Source organism: Paenibacillus sp. JJ1683, assembly GCF_053006485.1.
On the sequence record NZ_CM129820.1, the window covers coordinates 13,745 to 30,504 of the forward strand.

Annotated in this window: 15 protein-coding genes, 2 rRNA genes and 1 riboswitch; of the genes, 15 read left to right on the top strand and 2 right to left on the bottom strand. The window is 46.3% G+C overall.

The features are described 5' to 3' along the window. The first annotated feature begins 97 nt into the window (after positions 1–97). The 3 genes from ACUC6J_RS00055 (at position 98) to ACUC6J_RS00065 (ending at position 3,953) form a co-directional block, all read left to right on the top strand. Positions 98–3,023: ribosomal RNA gene (locus tag ACUC6J_RS00055) — 23S ribosomal RNA — on the top strand. A gap of 151 nt (positions 3,024–3,174) precedes the next feature. After that, positions 3,175–3,291, top strand: a 5S ribosomal RNA gene (rrf, locus tag ACUC6J_RS00060). Positions 3,292–3,533: 242 nt separating this feature from the next. Then, complete coding sequence (locus ACUC6J_RS00065; RefSeq protein WP_013368653.1) at positions 3,534–3,953, top strand: hypothetical protein; 420 nt, start codon at positions 3,534–3,536, stop codon at positions 3,951–3,953. Positions 3,954–4,309: 356 nt separating this feature from the next. Here ACUC6J_RS00065 and ACUC6J_RS00070 read toward each other — a convergent pair whose 3' ends face one another. Further along, positions 4,310–4,837 carry a hypothetical protein gene (locus ACUC6J_RS00070; protein ID WP_016818935.1) on the bottom strand — a complete coding sequence of 176 codons (528 nt, stop codon included), beginning with the start codon at positions 4,835–4,837 and terminating at the stop codon, positions 4,310–4,312. 399 nt (positions 4,838–5,236) lie between these two features. Between ACUC6J_RS00070 and ACUC6J_RS00075 the strand changes: the two genes are divergently transcribed. From ACUC6J_RS00075 to rsmI, 10 genes are all read left to right on the top strand, one after another. Continuing rightward, positions 5,237–5,422, top strand: coding sequence for a sigma factor G inhibitor Gin (locus ACUC6J_RS00075; RefSeq protein ID WP_016818933.1), 186 nt, complete (start codon positions 5,237–5,239; stop codon positions 5,420–5,422). Positions 5,423–5,566: 144 nt separating this feature from the next. Further along, positions 5,567–7,150, top strand: a complete 1,584-nt coding sequence (locus ACUC6J_RS00080) for an aminotransferase class I/II-fold pyridoxal phosphate-dependent enzyme (protein ID WP_330708294.1) — start codon at positions 5,567–5,569, stop codon at positions 7,148–7,150. 102 nt (positions 7,151–7,252) lie between these two features. Then, complete coding sequence (gene tmk, locus ACUC6J_RS00085; protein ID WP_330708293.1) at positions 7,253–7,900, top strand: dTMP kinase; 648 nt, start codon at positions 7,253–7,255, stop codon at positions 7,898–7,900. A 74-nt stretch (positions 7,901–7,974) separates the two neighbouring features. Further along, complete coding sequence (locus ACUC6J_RS00090) at positions 7,975–8,304, top strand: cyclic-di-AMP receptor (RefSeq protein ID WP_007427998.1); 330 nt, start codon at positions 7,975–7,977, stop codon at positions 8,302–8,304. A 197-nt stretch (positions 8,305–8,501) separates the two neighbouring features. Next, a complete protein-coding gene (locus ACUC6J_RS00095; RefSeq protein ID WP_013368659.1) occupies positions 8,502–8,945 on the top strand; it encodes a YaaR family protein in 444 nt (147 codons plus the stop codon). A gap of 248 nt (positions 8,946–9,193) precedes the next feature. Then, positions 9,194–10,189 carry a DNA polymerase III subunit delta' gene (gene holB / locus ACUC6J_RS00100; protein ID WP_016818930.1) on the top strand — a complete coding sequence of 332 codons (996 nt, stop codon included), beginning with the start codon at positions 9,194–9,196 and terminating at the stop codon, positions 10,187–10,189. A 138-nt stretch (positions 10,190–10,327) separates the two neighbouring features. Further along, positions 10,328–11,128 (top strand): PSP1 domain-containing protein, encoded by an 801-nt coding sequence (locus ACUC6J_RS00105; RefSeq protein ID WP_013368662.1) that lies wholly within the window; start codon positions 10,328–10,330, stop codon positions 11,126–11,128. 27 nt (positions 11,129–11,155) lie between these two features. Continuing rightward, a complete protein-coding gene (gene yabA, locus ACUC6J_RS00110) occupies positions 11,156–11,530 on the top strand; it encodes a DNA replication initiation control protein YabA (protein ID WP_016818929.1) in 375 nt (124 codons plus the stop codon). Positions 11,531–11,618: 88 nt separating this feature from the next. Continuing rightward, complete coding sequence (locus ACUC6J_RS00115) at positions 11,619–12,377, top strand: tRNA1(Val) (adenine(37)-N6)-methyltransferase (protein ID WP_090891328.1); 759 nt, start codon at positions 11,619–11,621, stop codon at positions 12,375–12,377. Further along, entirely contained in the window at positions 12,374–13,255 is an 882-nt protein-coding gene (gene rsmI, locus ACUC6J_RS00120) for a 16S rRNA (cytidine(1402)-2'-O)-methyltransferase (RefSeq protein ID WP_016818927.1), read from the top strand. Before ACUC6J_RS00115 ends, rsmI begins: the two co-directional genes overlap by 4 nt. 124 nt (positions 13,256–13,379) lie before the next feature. On the opposite strand, the gene ACUC6J_RS00125 is transcribed toward rsmI, so the two are convergent. After that, positions 13,380–13,634 carry an AbrB/MazE/SpoVT family DNA-binding domain-containing protein gene (locus ACUC6J_RS00125; protein ID WP_007428005.1) on the bottom strand — a complete coding sequence of 85 codons (255 nt, stop codon included), beginning with the start codon at positions 13,632–13,634 and terminating at the stop codon, positions 13,380–13,382. A 331-nt stretch (positions 13,635–13,965) separates the two neighbouring features. Between ACUC6J_RS00125 and ACUC6J_RS00130 the strand changes: the two genes are divergently transcribed. Then, positions 13,966–15,249: an HD domain-containing protein gene (locus tag ACUC6J_RS00130; RefSeq protein WP_123796604.1), complete on the top strand. Its 1,284-nt coding sequence runs from the start codon at positions 13,966–13,968 to the stop codon at positions 15,247–15,249. A gap of 42 nt (positions 15,250–15,291) precedes the next feature. Continuing rightward, on the top strand, positions 15,292–16,062 hold the full coding sequence (locus tag ACUC6J_RS00135; protein ID WP_016818925.1) for a TatD family hydrolase: 771 nt from the start codon (positions 15,292–15,294) through the stop codon (positions 16,060–16,062). Between the two features lie 200 nt (positions 16,063–16,262). Beyond that, positions 16,263–16,542: riboswitch (cyclic di-AMP (ydaO/yuaA leader) on the top strand. The last annotated feature ends 218 nt before the right edge of the window (positions 16,543–16,760 follow it).

Consider the following 16,760-nt stretch of genomic DNA (forward strand, 5'->3'; position numbering starts at 1 on the left):
ATTGCGTTTTAGAATATTCCTTTAAGCTGATCTTGTGTAAACAAGTGAAATAAAGGTAGCAGATATCGATATTTTCTTTCTGTGAAAGAAAAGTCTAGGTTAAGCTACAAAGAGCACACGGAGGATGCCTAGGCGCCAGGAGCCGACGAAGGACGTGGCGAACAACGATAAGGCCTCGGGGAGCTGTAAGCAAGCTTTGATCCGGGGATGTCCGAATGGGGAAACCCGGCTGTCTTCATCGACAGTCACTACTCACTGAATTCATAGGTGAGTGAGAGGCAGACCAGGGGAACTGAAACATCTAAGTACCCTGAGGAAGAGAAAACAATAGTGATTCCGTCAGTAGCGGCGAGCGAACGCGGATTAGCCCAAACCAAGGAGCTTGCTCCTTGGGGTTGTGGGACGTCTCACATGGAGTTACAAAGGAACCGGTTAGATGAAGAGGTCTGGAAAGGCCCGCCAGAGAAGGTAAAAGCCCTGTAGTTCAAAACTTGTTCCCTCCGAGACGGATCCCGAGTAGTGCGGGGCACGTGAAACCCCGTATGAATCCGGCAGGACCATCTGCCAAGGCTAAATACTCCCTGGCGACCGATAGTGAAGCAGTACCGTGAGGGAAAGGTGAAAAGCACCCCGGAAGGGGAGTGAAATAGATCCTGAAACCGTGTGCTTACAAGAAGTCAGAGCCCGATCTATGGGTGATGGCGTGCCTTTTGTAGAATGAACCGGCGAGTTACGTTCCCGTGCAAGGTTAAGGTGAAGAGCTGAAGCCGCAGCGAAAGCGAGTCTGAATAGGGCGAATGAGTACGTGGACGTAGACCCGAAACCGGGTGATCTACCCCTGTCCAGGGTGAAGGTGCGGTAACACGCACTGGAGGCCCGAACCCACGCATGTTGAAAAATGCGGGGATGAGGTGGGGGTAGCGGAGAAATTCCAATCGAACCCGGAGATAGCTGGTTCTCCCCGAAATAGCTTTAGGGCTAGCCTCGGAAAGAAGAATCGTGGAGGTAGAGCACTGATTGGGTGCGGGGCCCGCAAGGGTTACCAAGCTCAGTCAAACTCCGAATGCCATAGATTTAGTTCCGGGAGTCAGACAGTGAGTGCTAAGATCCATTGTCGAAAGGGAAACAGCCCAGACCATCAGCTAAGGTCCCCAAGTGTGTGTTAAGTGGGAAAGGATGTGGAGTTGCACAGACAACCAGGATGTTGGCTTAGAAGCAGCCACCATTGAAAGAGTGCGTAATAGCTCACTGGTCGAGTGACTCTGCGCCGAAAATGTAACGGGGCTAAACACACCACCGAAGCTATGGCTTGATGCTTTGCATCAGGGGTAGGGGAGCGTTGAATGCGGGTTGAAGGTGTATCGGAAGGAGCGCTGGACTGCATTCAAGTGAGAATGCCGGTATGAGTAACGAAAAGATCTGTGAGAATCAGATCCGCCGAAAGCCTAAGGGTTCCTGAGGAAGGTTCGTCCGCTCAGGGTAAGTCGGGACCTAAGGCGAGGCCGATAGGCGTAGTCGAAGGACAACAGGTCGAAATTCCTGTACCACCGTAATCCGCTATGAGCGATGGGGTGACGCAGTAGGGTAGTGACGCGGACTGATGGATGTCCGTCTAAGCAGTGAGGCTGATGTGTAGGCAAATCCGCACATCGTAAGGCTGGGCTGTGATGGGGAGCGAAAATCACAGTAGCGAAGGTCATGATCTCAGACTGCCAAGAAAAGCCTCTAGCCAGGAGAAGGTGCCCGTACCGCAAACCGACACAGGTAGGCGAGAAGAGAATTCTAAGGCGCGCGGAAGAACTCTCGTTAAGGAACTCGGCAAAATGACCCCGTAACTTCGGGAGAAGGGGTGCCTCGGTAGGGTGAATAGCCCGAGGGGGCCGCAGTGAAAAGGCCCAAGCGACTGTTTAGCAAAAACACAGGTCTGTGCGAAGCCGCAAGGCGAAGTATACGGGCTGACGCCTGCCCGGTGCTGGAAGGTTAAGGGGAGTGGTAAGCCTTCGGGCGAAGCTATGAACCGAAGCCCCAGTAAACGGCGGCCGTAACTATAACGGTCCTAAGGTAGCGAAATTCCTTGTCAGGTAAATTCTGACCCGCACGAATGGCGTAACGACTTGGGCGCTGTCTCAACGAGAGATCCGGTGAAATTTTAATACCTGTGAAGATGCAGGTTACCCGCGACAAGACGGAAAGACCCCATGGAGCTTTACTGCAGCTTGATATTGAATTTGGGTACGATCTGTACAGGATAGGTGGGAGCCGTTGAACCTTGAGCGCCAGCTTGAGGGGAGGCATCCTTGGGATACCACCCTGATCGTATCTAGGTTCTAACTTGGTACCGTGATCCGGTGCGAGGACAGTGTCAGGTGGGCAGTTTGACTGGGGCGGTCGCCTCCTAAAGAGTAACGGAGGCGCCCCAAGGTTCCCTCAGAATGGTTGGAAATCATTCGAAGAGTGCAAAGGCAGAAGGGAGCTTGACTGCGAGACCTACAAGTCGAGCAGGGACGAAAGTCGGGCTTAGTGATCCGGTGGTACCGCATGGAAGGGCCATCGCTCAACGGATAAAAGCTACCCTGGGGATAACAGGCTTATCTCCCCCAAGAGTCCACATCGACGGGGAGGTTTGGCACCTCGATGTCGGCTCATCGCATCCTGGGGCTGAAGTAGGTCCCAAGGGTTGGGCTGTTCGCCCATTAAAGCGGTACGCGAGCTGGGTTCAGAACGTCGTGAGACAGTTCGGTCCCTATCTGTCGTGGGCGTAGGAAATTTGAGAGGAGCTGTCCTTAGTACGAGAGGACCGGGATGGACGTACCGCTGGTGTACCAGTTGTTCCGCCAGGAGCACCGCTGGGTAGCTATGTACGGAAGGGATAAGCGCTGAAAGCATCTAAGCGTGAAGCCCCCCTCAAGATGAGATTTCCCAGTATGTAAGACCCCTTGAAGACGACGAGGTAGATAGGTTGGGGGTGGAAGTGCAGTAATGCATGGAGCTGACCAATACTAATCGGTCGAGGGCTTATCCTAAAGATAAGACGCAATGAAGTTTCGGATCCAGTTTTCAGGGTGTAACCTTGAAGGTATGTAGAAGTACATACAACAAGCGTATAGCTATTCATTCACACGATCCGTGATGAACCGAATAAGCTTACGGAAGAATTTGCGGAGCAAATTCATGTTTGGTGGCGATAGCGGAGGGGTTCCACACGTACCCATCCCGAACACGACCGTTAAGCCCTCCAGCGCCGATGGTACTTGGACCGCAGGGTCCTGGGAGAGTAGGACGTTGCCAAGCAACAAGTAACAAGTAAAGAGGACCATGATCTTATTGAGATTATGGTCCTCTTTTTTGCATATAGATGTAATTTAGAAATATCCTTACAAAAGGAAGGTAACATTTTTGTTACGGAATGTAAGAGCAAACCCTGTATAATATAGGTATTGAATCCCATACACATACGCTGCTATATTGCAGAATTATGCAAACTCCATTATAGGATTTTGTATAGTCAATCAGGCTGGTAAGGAGGGAAGATCATGCGGCGAAATAAATGGCTTGCTCTATTGGTGCTATTCAGTGTCGCTGTCGCGATTCTTACCGGGTGCGTGGAAGAGGAGCCTTCTTGGACATCGTTTGAGGGTGCTGCTAACGAGAAGACGTTTCCAGTTCCCAAAGAAGCTAGTAAAACTGATCGGGCCAGTAGCAATTCGGACATGGACTATGTACGCTATGCACTGCCAGCGTTGAAGGAAAGCGATAGCCTACCTGCTCCTTATCTGGAGGAGATTGCAGCCTGGGGCTGGACTGAGGAACCGAATTTATCTACCTCGAATCAAAAGGTGTTCCAGAAAAATAAACACATGGTGCATTTGTCTGTGCATGATGGTTCTTTTACCGTATTGGTTCCAAAAGACAGAAAAGCTACTGTGAAGAGTAAAAGTGTAGACCTTAATTAAGAGTGCGATTTTCACTCAAGTATGCAACAAAGGATGTATTGTAAGGTCATAATTAACTCATAGCGTATTGGTTGCTGAGCGTATAATGATGAATGATGAGATGGGGAAGCACTTGAAACTGCCGTTGTGTAGAAAGTGGCTTCCTTTTGTATATTTCTGTATAGATCGGTTTACTACTTTTATGACATAGATAATGTGGGTAAAGTTATTTAATGAGAGAACTAAGGGAATATAATTGTTAAATTATAAAAAAGGAGCAACCCGACCCGGGTTGCTCTTTTTTATTGTTTTAAGGCTGAAGCGTTGGGGATGTATTAATTGAAGTTTCGATCTGTACAGATGGGAAGTGAATTGATTTACTGTTGATAGTAGGAGGCTTCTTCATCGGTGAACTTCAACATGCCGTCTTTTCTTTCGCCTATAAGCCGACTCAAGACGTATAAACGCGGTGCAATGAGCCATAGGTGCCAGAAGAGTAAGGATACGGTAAAGGCTGGCGGAGACCAGAGAATGAATACGGCTGAAAAGCAGATACCAATCCAGAGTGTATGTATGTGCACACGACGAAAAATCCTATAGCCTATGTATTGGTCTGTCATATAGCCTAGCCAAGGCAACCTGCGATGGAACGCCCAGCGTTTGCGGAAGGCTGTCCCACCACCTATGTATAGGACAGATCGCGAGATTACGAAGTGTACCCATAAGGTTAGGAAAAGGGCAAGAGCAAACAAAAATACACTAGTCCAGGAGAAGGCTAGAAGCAGAAAGAGAAGCATAATAACAGGCAGTGTGAGGTGACTCCATATCAGCTGACGTGGTATATTGATTTTTTTGATGAGCTTGTAGTGATAGTAGGTAGCTTTGGTTCCGGTTTCCTCTGTCATGCGAACAGTCCTTTCATTAATCTACTGCATCACAAGTGGCTTCCCGTCCACAGCCGGAAAAAGGGACGGTACTTCGCTCATGCGGCTTTAATAAGCATCAATTATTTTTTTGTAATAGTATAGAGCAAGGACATCTAGCGTTAGCTAACCTATTCTATAATTACAGGAAAAGCTCTCACTGATGAAGTGTGCAAAGGCTTCAAGAAAGGGCATCCATACATAGAAGCTTTTCTTATTATATCGGCATATGCGGCTGTTTTTTTAAACATACGGGGTACAAACACCATAATAGCCCAAGGGGAATATATATAGAGTATATCGTCGAATTGGGCTATGAAAAGGTTTAAAATACTAGAAAGTGACCCATACTAATAGTAAAAGAAACAAGGTGGGATGGATATGCATGATCAAGGTGACCACCGCTGCATCATATGCGGACAACACAAACATGAAGGCATTTTTATCGTTTCCGAGTTTATCTGTGATGCGTGTGAAGCCGAAATGGTGCACACGGATGCAACTGACGCCAAATATCATTTTTTTATTGATCAACTAAAGCAAATTTGGGTTCAGAAAAATGCATAATATCCTTCGCTAGCTAGCGTTTGAAGGATGGGCATTCCAAGGTCTGTCGATACGGGCCTTTTTTTCTATGAGTAAAAGTAGGATTCCGCTTGATTTTACGATAAAATAGGGTAGATATAAAGCTTTGTTTGGAAGGATTGCAGAATGATGGGGAAAAAGGCGGTTCATGCACCATTAGTGGAAGCTCTAATACGTTACAGGTCTCAGGGAAACGCTTCTTTTCATGTACCCGGTCATAAAAACGGGCAAGTCTATAGGTATGAGGAAATGGCATCTCTGTTGCAAGAGGTGATGTCTATTGATGCGACTGAAATTACCGGACTGGATGATTTGCATCACCCAGAAGACGTGATTCGTGAAGGTCAGGAGCTGGCTGCGAAGTGCTTTGGTGCAGAAGAGAGCTTTTGGCTTATTGGAGGCAGCACGGTCGGTAATTTGGCCATGATTTTGACCGTATGTACGAAGCCGGGAGATGTACTACTGGTACAGAGAAATGTACACAAATCTGTTCTGAACGGTCTCATGTTATCGGGAGCCAAGGCCGTATTTCTAGATCCGGAAATAGATACACTAAGCGGGCTGGCGGTTGCTCCATCGACAGACACGATAAAGGCTGCTCTCAAGGCCTATCCATTGGCTAAAGGAGTATTACTTACACTCCCTAACTATTATGGGATGGGGCATGATCTGACTGCTGCAGCTAAAGCTTGTCATGCAGCCGATGTGCCGTTGATGGTAGATGAGGCACATGGTGCTCATTATGGACTGCATCCTCGTTTGCCAGTCTCTGCTCTTTCCTGTGGTGCTGATATAGTTGTCCAATCGACACATAAGATGCTTCCAGCTATGACCATGGGAGCCATGTTACATGTGCAAGGACGGAGAATTCATCGGGAACTGCTCCGTCAGCGGTTACCTATGGTGCAAAGCTCCAGCCCTTCGTATCCATTAATGGCCTCGCTCGATTTGGCAAGATGGTATATCGATGCTTATGGCACGGATGCCTTTATCGGGGGCCTAGCAGCAGCAGACGTCTTTAGGAAGGGGCTGACGCAGCTCCCACGCTTTCGCTTGGTAGAACCTACACAGCAGGCAAGTGAACAGTGTGGCGCTCAGAAGGGGATCTCTGAGGCCCTGGAAAGGGCCGAGAAGAGAAGTGATGGGTACTCAACTCAGGACCCTTTTAAAATGGTGCTATATGATACATGGGGTGTACTAGATGGCTTCGGGTTAAAACGTGAGTTGGAGACTTACGGGTGTATTCCAGAGATGAGCGATGAGAAGCATGTGGTCTTATTGTTTACGTTAGGCTCTACAGCTAGGGATGCGAGTCACCTGTTGCAGGCTCTTGTGCATATAAATAATGATATAAGGTTTAAGTGGACGACTGATAAGCCGGAGTTAGCGGGGATAGAGCAGCAGAGACTAGAATTGGATTTTTCCACGTGGAACAATGAGGGAATGAAGGTTTACTCCAGTCCGGTGCAGTTTGGGCTTCAACCGATTAATCCAGATCAGGTGGAGATCGTGCCTGTGGAGGAATCAGCTGGCAGGATAGCTGCTGAAATGTTTATTCCGTATCCTCCAGGTATCCCGCTACTATATGCAGGGGAAATGATCACAGAAGCGATTGCTCTACGGATGATTCGCCTACGTGAGCTGGGAGCTAAATGGCAAGGGATAGCAGATGAAAGTATGCTTACGATTCGGGTATTCCGTTTACAATAAAGATTAGTACTAGAGAATTAACAAATACAGAAGACTGGATAAAAGAAGCATACGCAGCCTGTGGATGACTTTTATTTTTCAGGCAGGAAAGCAGGGAATAACATGAATCGCAAAGGCATTTTTATTACGCTGGAGGGGGGAGACGGCTCCGGTAAAACAACCATGATCCAACGACTGGCGAAGTATATGGAGGAAGAAGGCCATCCAGTCGTCACGACGAGGGAACCGGGCGGCATTGAAATTTCTGAAAAGATTCGTTCTATCATTCTGGACCCTGCTCATACCAGTATGGATGCCCGAACAGAGGCGCTTTTATATGCGGCGGCGCGGCGCCAGCATTTGGTGGAGAAGGTAAAGCCGGCTATTGAGCAAGGAGCTATCGTATTGTGTGACCGTTTTGTGGACAGTAGCCTGGTCTATCAAGGGTTTGCAAGAGGGATTGGCATTGAAGAGGTAGCTTCGATTAATCGCTTTGCGGTGGATGATTGGGAGCCGGATGCCACGTTCTATCTGGATATTGAGCCCGAGTTGGGATTGGCAAGAATCAATGCGTCACGGGGAGAGGAAATGGATCGCCTAGATATGGAGAGCATATCGTTTCACCATAAGGTGCGAGAGGCTTATCTGGAGCTAGCTCGCAAATTTCCGGAACGAATTACGATTGTGGATGCCTCTCCCGCACCTGAACAGGTAGAGCAAGTATTGAAGGATTTGCTGAAAAAGCGGTTTATTCAGAATTTTAACGTATAATTGTCGAAGGATATACGGTAAAATTGAGCTAGGGACAAGGCTGTCTCTAATATGACTTGAAGGAGGAATACAGGATGAAGCTGATTATTGCGATTGTACAGGATAAGGACAGTAATAGATTATCCAGCGGACTGGTGAAAGCTAATTTCCGTGCTACCAAATTGGCCAGCACAGGGGGATTTCTGCGTGCAGGTAATACGACATTTATGATTGGTGTCGATGACAATCAGGTAGACTCGTTGATGAATGTCATTCGCAGCAGTTGCAAGGTACGTGAACAGCTGGTCACACCCGTCACCCCTATGAGTGGGACGACGGACTCTTATCTGCCGTTGCCTGTTGAAGTGCAGGTGGGTGGAGCGACAGTTTTCGTGATGCCTGTAGACCGTTTCGAGCATTTCTGAATCTACACAATAGAACCTATTTTGCCGATATGATAGTGGAAATGCCTGTTTCTCGCTCATACGATGAGAATGAAAAGCAGATCCACTAAAACGGCAGCGCTACAGCGCAGCCCCCGGAAAGCCGAAGAGACTCCCGAGTTCTCTATTGAACTGTTCGTTGAGGCAAAGGAAAGCATCCGGGGAGAAAGCAGGTTTATATGAAAATAAATCCGGGCTACCGCCCTTTACACAGTACATTGTCTACAAATGAAACGAGTGCCAAGCCAATTCAGCCGAAAAGCTTCTCCGATGTTATGCAGCAAAATGGGGAGCAGGCTTCGAAGGAGGAATTGAACCGGCGCTTTAAGGAAATTCAAATGCAGGGAGACCGTCTTGCTCGCTCAATGACGATTCGTGAGTTGAAGGCCTATAAGATGCTGGTTAAACGATTTTTGGAAGATACAGTTCGGCGGGGCGTGTCTATGAAGGACACAAAGGGATGGGATCGTCGGGGACGCAGCAAGCGTTATAAGCTGATTGATGAAGTGGATGAGCTATTGCTCAAAATGGCAGATGAGCTGCTCGATACCGAGCAAGGGAAGATTGAGCTTTTGCAAGGAGTCGGTGAGATTAGAGGCTTGCTGATTAATCTCTCATTTTAATGCAGTCTTATGTTATAAATGAATACAGGCGGGCTGTTGCCACGAAGAAATAATCTGCTTGCTGATCATGCTGGCAGATTATTTTTGACTATGTACATGTGGGCAAACGTAATATGCGAATAGCGGCACAGCTATACTGAAGAACCATGATTTGAGGGTGAGAGCATCACAACATCAACAAACTCGCCTGGGAAAACAATGATTTGCTGATGATTCATCGTTGTTTTCAGTGGAGAAAGTGAGGAAATATGTCTTTCCAACATATATTGGGGCAGGATGTAGCCAAAAAAATGCTGCAAAGTGCATTGCGGAATCACACAGTCAGCCATGCTTATGTTTTTAGCGGACCGCAGGGAAGCGGACAGATGAACATGGCACAGACCTTTGCCAAGGCTTTATTCTGTGAAAAACAGACGGATGATGCATGTGGCGAGTGCTTGTCATGCCGCAAGGTAGAGCACGGGAATCACCCGGACTTGCACATTGTGGAGCCTGATGGAGCAACGGTTAAAATCGATCAGATTCGCGGGCTTCAACGAATATTTTCATACAAATCTGAAAGCTCCAACCCGAAGGTATATATCATTCGACAGGCGGATACCATGACAGTGCAAGCTGCTAACAGCTTGCTTAAGTTTTTGGAGGAGCCTCAGATTCCCGTGGTCGGTATACTCATTTCAGAGAATGGACAGGCGTTGTTGCCTACGATTCAATCGCGGACACAGCAGGTGCCTTTCCACGCTTTACAGCCGGAAATGATGATGCAGGTGTTAATTGGGGAAGGCTATACGGCAGGACTTGTCCGGTCAGTGGTTCATATGGCTTCAGGACTGGAATCATGTAGAGAAATTCTCCAGCAGAATTGGTTTGCAGAAATTAGAAACGTAGTGTTACAATTAGTGAAGGAGTCCATGAGCCGGGGGAGTTCGTCGATTATTCTGGCTCAACAGAAGATTTTTAAAACTGGACTTTCTGAACACCTGGATATTCTGTTTCATCTGTTTCATTTGTGGTTTAAAGATATGCTTCATTTCCGTTACGGAAGGCACGAAAGCATTGTTTTCATAGATCATTTGGAGTCCGTCTCCAAATTGGCAATCACCCGCAGCACGGAACAATGGGTCTCTTATATGGATTTGGCCGCGAATTGCAGGAAGAAGCTCCGTTTTCACGTCAACGGACAATTATGCGTGGAGCAGCTTCTGATTGGGTTGTCCGATACAAGCGGTTCTATCACCGGCTAACAGGAAGGCGCGCTTGTTCCACTCTGCACAATCCGCGACGCCAGGTTCCCGGTTTGTGCGACAGTGAGACTTCAATTGCGGCCATTCTTACAATGTCGGCTACAAATGAGGTTTAGTGGCATACAAGGGGGTTAATTTTTGTATAGTGTAGTGGGTGTCCGTTTCAAGAAGGCGGGCAAGACTTATTATTTTGATCCGCTGGACCTTCCAGTGGAGAAAGAAAACTGCGTCATAGTAGAGACCGCTCGCGGTATTGAATATGGCAAGGTTGTGGTGGGCAAAAAAGAAGTAAATGATTCGGATGTTGTCCTACCCTTAAAAAAAGTCATTCGTATTGCCGGAGATGATGACGCTCTTGTTGTAGAAGAGAATAAATTGGCGGCCAAGGATGCATTCGGTACGTGTTTAAATAAAATTAAAGACCATAACCTTAAAATGAAGCTGGTAGATGTGGAATTTACATTTGACCGCAATAAGATCATTTTTTATTTTACGGCTGAGGGTCGGGTTGATTTTCGAGAGCTTGTAAAGGATTTGGCCAGCATTTTTCGTACACGAATTGAGCTGCGGCAGATCGGAGTACGGGATGAGGCTAAAATGCTTGGTGGAATCGGACCTTGCGGACGTATTCTGTGTTGTTCCTCATGGCTGGGGGATTTTGACCCGGTATCTATTAAGATGGCGAAGGATCAGAGCTTGTCGCTGAATCCGACGAAAATTTCCGGGTTGTGCGGAAGATTGATGTGCTGTCTCAAATTTGAACATGATAACTACGAGAGCATGCGGGAAGAGCTGCCTCAGGTAGGTAAGATGGTTATCACCTCTCTGGGAGAAGGAAAAGTGGTAGGTGTCAATGCAGGCCATCGTACGGTACATGTTCAACTGTTTGAGATCAGTAAGGTCAAGGAACTTCCAATGGACGATGTAGTCGTCAAGTAAACCATTAGGTTGCTTCGGGGTGGAAACTTGGATAAATTAAATGTTTTTGCGCGTATTCACGAAATGGAAACCCAAATGGGACAGTTGCATAGCGATCTGGGTGAATTGAAACTGGCAGTAAAAGAGCTGCTGGAGGAAAATCAACGACTAACGATTGAAAACGAACAGGTGCGCAAGATGCTCAAACGTGAAACCTCTGGAGAAGAAAAGACGGCAAGCAAGCCGAAGCTTCCTCCTCCGATCGTCGTTAAGAATGAAGAGGAGACGGGTGAGGTCGTGGGCGAAGGCTACGACAATCTGGCAAGGCTGTATCATGAAGGATTTCATATATGCAACGTGTATTACGGACATTTGCGAACAGAAGGCGATTGCCTCTTCTGTCTGTCATTTTTGAATAAATAAAAACAAGCCGTAGGAGCAAGATGCCTACGGCTTTTTTGTAAGGAAGTATGAGTAAAAAGCGATTTAGGTTATAGGATAGGAGAGCATTATGTACGAAAATGAAAAGAAGTCTGAACGAATTGATGATCTGCTTTCACATAATCTGCGTATTATTCAGAGTGATGAAGTGTTCAGCTTTTCGATGGATGCGGTCTTGCTGGCACGGTTTGCTGGTATTCCGCTTCAGCGTGGGAAGATTCTCGATTTGTGTACGGGCAATGGGGTTGTTCCCATACTGTTGACGACACGCACCAAAGCATCTATTGAAGGAATTGAGATTCAACCACGCCTGGCAGATATGGCTAGACGGTCTGTCAGTTTGAATGGATTAGAATCTGCAATTGAGATTCGGGAAGGAGACTTGCGTGAGCTGGTTCAAATCACGGGACATGGCGCGTATGATGCGATTACCGTGAATCCTCCCTATATGCCGCTAAATGGTAGCGATATCAAGTTGAATCCTCACCAGGCCATTGCTCGTCATGAAGTGAACTGTACACTGGAAGAAGTCATCCAGGCATGTTCTCGGCTTGTCCGAAATGGGGGGAAAGTATCGATGGTTCATCGCCCACAGCGCCTGGGTGAGATTATATCCTTGATGCGCAGTTATAGCCTGGAACCCAAGCGGATACGTTTTGTTCACCCACGGATTCATATGGAAGCAAATATGGTACTTGTTGAAGCAATGCGTGACGGCAAACCGGAAGTTCGTCTATTACCCCCACTCATTGTATATCAGGAAGATGGGAACTATACTCAGGAAATAAGGGAAATCTATGGAGAAGTAAGCAAGGGGGATTCAGTGTGACAGCAGCTGTACAAAAAAGCTTTAGTAACCGTGAAGAGGAACGGGGAAAGTTATATCTCGTTGCTACCCCGATTGGCAATCTGGACGATATGACCTTTAGGGCAATTAACACCCTAAAGTCATGCAATATTATCGCTGCTGAGGATACGAGGCAAACACGCAAATTGCTCACACATTTTGACATCACGCCGGAAATGCTCTTCAGTTATCATGAACATAATAAAGCTGCCAGTGGGCCTGAGCTGATACGTTATATAATAGAAGGAAAAAATTTGGCACTGGTTAGCGATGCAGGTCTACCGGCCATTTCTGATCCTGGTTCGGATCTGGTCAAGCTGGCACTTGAAGCAGAAATCAGTGTTATTCCTATCCCAGGGGCAAATGCTGCACTATCCGCTTTAATTGCCTCAGGACTGGATACAGAGAGGTTTACCTTCGCTGGATTTCCACCAAGGGAGAAAAAGGATCTAGAGAAGTTGTTACAATCATTTCAGGTATCCCATGGCACGATTCTTTTTTATGAGTCGCCCCACCGTATTGTAAAGACATTGACAGTAATAAAGGAAACATTAGGATCACGCAACGTAGTACTTGCCCGTGAACTGACCAAGCTGCATGAGGAATGGGTGCGTGGAACAGTGGAGCAATGTCTTGCAAAACTAGAGGAGAACCCACCGATTGGTGAATATTGTCTGGTCGTTGAGGGGAAAAACGAAGAGGAAGAGGAACAGGAGCGTCAGGCATGGTGGCAGGACTTATCTTTGGAGTCTCACGTCGCGCATTACGAGTCAGAGGGGCTTACGCGCAAGGATGCCATGAAGCGTACAGCCACAGACCGTTCAATTTCCAAGAGGGATGTATACAACGCACTTTTATGAGTACGTGTGTAAACAAAAAAGGGCCTTCCAACGGTTGGGTTCAAACCGTGGAAGGCAACAAGGAGTATATATGAAAAAGGTTAGAATTAACAATCTCTGATAAGTCTATTATATACTAAAATTCTCAGTTTGTCACAGGTGTTGGGATTTCGGAAATGCAATCTTGGCAAACAATTTTCCCTTTGAAGTAAATTACGTTCTCAGCATTGCCGCAGAAGATACAAGCAGGCTCGTATTTTTTAAGCATGATGCGCTCACCATCAACGTAAATTTCCAAAGCGTCTTTCTCTCCGATTCCCAGGGTACGGCGCAATTCGATTGGAATAACAACACGTCCGAGCTCGTCAACTTTTCTTACAATACCAGTGGATTTCATCATAATAAATCAGGCTCCTCTCGCCGTTTAAAATAATATAAGTGTCATCATTCGACAAAATTTTCTCTTTTCTGATATTTACTATACCAACGATTCCCAAAACAGTCAACCTTAAAAAAGTAGTAACAGCCTAATTATGCAAAAGTATTTAGAACAAAGAGCTTTATTCATGTGAATTACCTTATTTTACGGATGATTTGTCTTGTGTGTCGATTTGGAAATGTCGAAAAGTGATAATTCGACATATTACGACAAACAATGTCGAATAAGGGAGGGCGTTTAGGATTTTATTGTATTTTAATCCATTATTCCGAATATTAAAGGAGCTGATATCTTGCACCAGCCACTCAGTGAAGAAAAAGTTTTTAAGGACCCGGTACATAATTACATCCATGTTCAGGATACTGCGATATGGCGATTGATCAATACGCCGGAGTTCCAACGTTTACGACGCATTCGGCAGTTAGGCACATCTTATCTGACGTTTCATGGAGCGGAGCATAGCCGGTTTTCACATTCACTGGGCGTATACGAGATTACGAGACGCATCATTTCCCAATTTGAACGTGGAGACTTTCCCGACTGGCCAAAGGAAGAAAGACTGGTTGCTCTGTGTGCTGCTTTGTTGCACGATGTGGGGCACGGTCCATTTTCTCATTCCATTGAAGAAGCCTTTCATATGAACCATGAGGATTGGACATGCCGCATTGTACTGGGCGACACGAAGATTAACGCTGTGCTACGGCAAGTGGATGAGATGCTGCCCCACAAAGTCGCGGCGGTTATAGCCAAAACGTATGATAAGCCGATTGTTGTCAACCTGGTAACAAGTCCGCTCGATGCTGACCGTATGGATTATTTGTTGCGGGATGCTCATTCGACAGGTGTTAACTACGGAACGATTGATTTGGATCGTATTTTACGTTTGTTGCGTCCTCATAATGGGAGAATTGTCGTAAAAGAGTCGGGTATGCATGCTGTAGAGGATTATCTAATGTCACGCTATCAGATGTACTGGCAAATTTATTTCCATCCTGTAACACGCAGCTCGGAAATCCTGTTACGTAAAATTTTTAAGAGAGCAAAGGAACTGTTCAAAAACGGATATGAGTTTGGTTTTCTGCTTGATCCGCTGCCCGATCTGTTAAAAGGAGAACTAACAGTGGAGCAGTATTTGATGCTGGATGAGTCTTTGATTCAGACGGTATTTGGCCAATGGAAACGAGAAAAGGATGAAATTTTAAGTGATTTGAGTAGCCGTTTTATGGATCGTAGATTGTATAAATATGTAGAGATTGAAAATATGGATACAGATACCGTTGACCATATTCGAGAGGCTTTGAAAGAGGCTGGATTGCATCCTGAATATGATCTTGAAATTGATTTTCCAACAGATCTTCCTTATGATGTGTTTCGGCAGGGCGGCTCAACGGACAACCAGATTTTACTGCTTGGACGTCAGGGCGAGGTGCGGGAAATATCCGAAGTTTCAGAAATTGTGCGCTCAATAAGTGGCATTCACCGAGGAAAATATCACATGTATTTTCCCCAAAATAAATTGAACGGGGTAAAAGACAGGCTTCCTGCCGAAATAAGGAATTATTTTGTCAAACAATAGACAAATATATAGAAATGTAAGTAAAAAAAGGAGATGAAAACCTTGGATTTATTCGACACTCATACTCACCTGGATGCCCCACAATTTGACGAAGACCGTGAAGAAGTTATAGCACGTGCTGTCGAATCAGGAGTAACACGGATGATCAATATCGGATTTAATCGTGAGACCATTCCATCCACCATGAAGCTGGCTGAGACGTATGATTTTATTTATGCGGCCGTTGGATGGCATCCGCAGGATGCTATTACAATGCAGGAGGGGGATTTAGAATGGATTGCATCGTTATGCAGTCATAAAAAGGTTGTAGCGATCGGAGAGATCGGTCTGGATTACTATTGGGATACATCACCAAAGGATGTACAGCAGCGGGTGCTTCGAAACCAAATTGGTCTGGCACGTGAGCTCAACATGCCAATTGTTATCCATAACCGGGATGCGCATGAAGATATTGTGAGAATTTTACGTGAGGAAAAGGCGAGCGAGATTGGCGGAGTCATGCACTCCTTTTCTGGGAGCTGGGAGACCGCTAAAATGGTGCTGGATATGGGCTTTCACCTTTCCTTTGGCGGGCCCATAACGTTCAAAAATGCCAAGCAGCCAAAAGAGGTACTGGCCCAGGTTCCGCTGGATCGTCTGCTGATTGAAACGGACGCACCATACTTGACGCCTCATCCGTTTCGCGGGAAGCGAAATGAGTCGGCCCATGTGAGATTGGTGGCAGAGGCAGCCGCCCAAATTAAGGGAATTACGGTGGAGGAATTGGTATCCATTACGACCCAAAATGCTTTGGAACGATTTGACATTCAGTGAAAAAGCGAAGAAATCAATCAAAATAAAGAGATAGACGGAGCTAATTATGATTTTGTTGCAGGAAACTCAAGAATATTACAATTTTTTAACCGAATATTTTAAAAAATGTACTTGAAACCTGCTTTACAACATGCATGGAAACAGGATATCATCTTTTCAGTGAATTGTTGTTGAGTGTAAACATCAACAAATCATTTCATGAACCAGTCTCGCTGAGTCCCTTTTGCAGGGAACGGGGGAACCGATATGGCTTACAGTACGTCCGGCGTATGTGCAAGAGAGAATGTCTCTTCAGCAGCCGGCTCAACCGAAATTCATTTCCCGAATGGGATGAACAGGTAGAGAAGCCGTATTTCGATTTCTTTCTGGGTCTTCGGGGTGAATGTGAAGGCGACCGCCATGAGCGGTTGACCTAAGCTAGGGCGACTCTCTACGTCCGAACCCGACAGCTAACCCCGTAAGCGTAACAAGAGAGAAGCCATCTCGTGCATGAGTTTTCCCGCATATTCACACATGTTGGAAGCCACGAAAGAGCTCTCTAGTCTCTTTCTTTGGCTTTTTTTGTTGTGAATAAAAGAAAATCTGTCATCATACTGTGGTTAAACAGGGGAGGACAGCATGCCGCGAAGACGGGTACATGGTGCAGGACAGTCGCAGTACGGGCTTGTCTTGTAGAAAATCTGTTATAGTCACGTCAA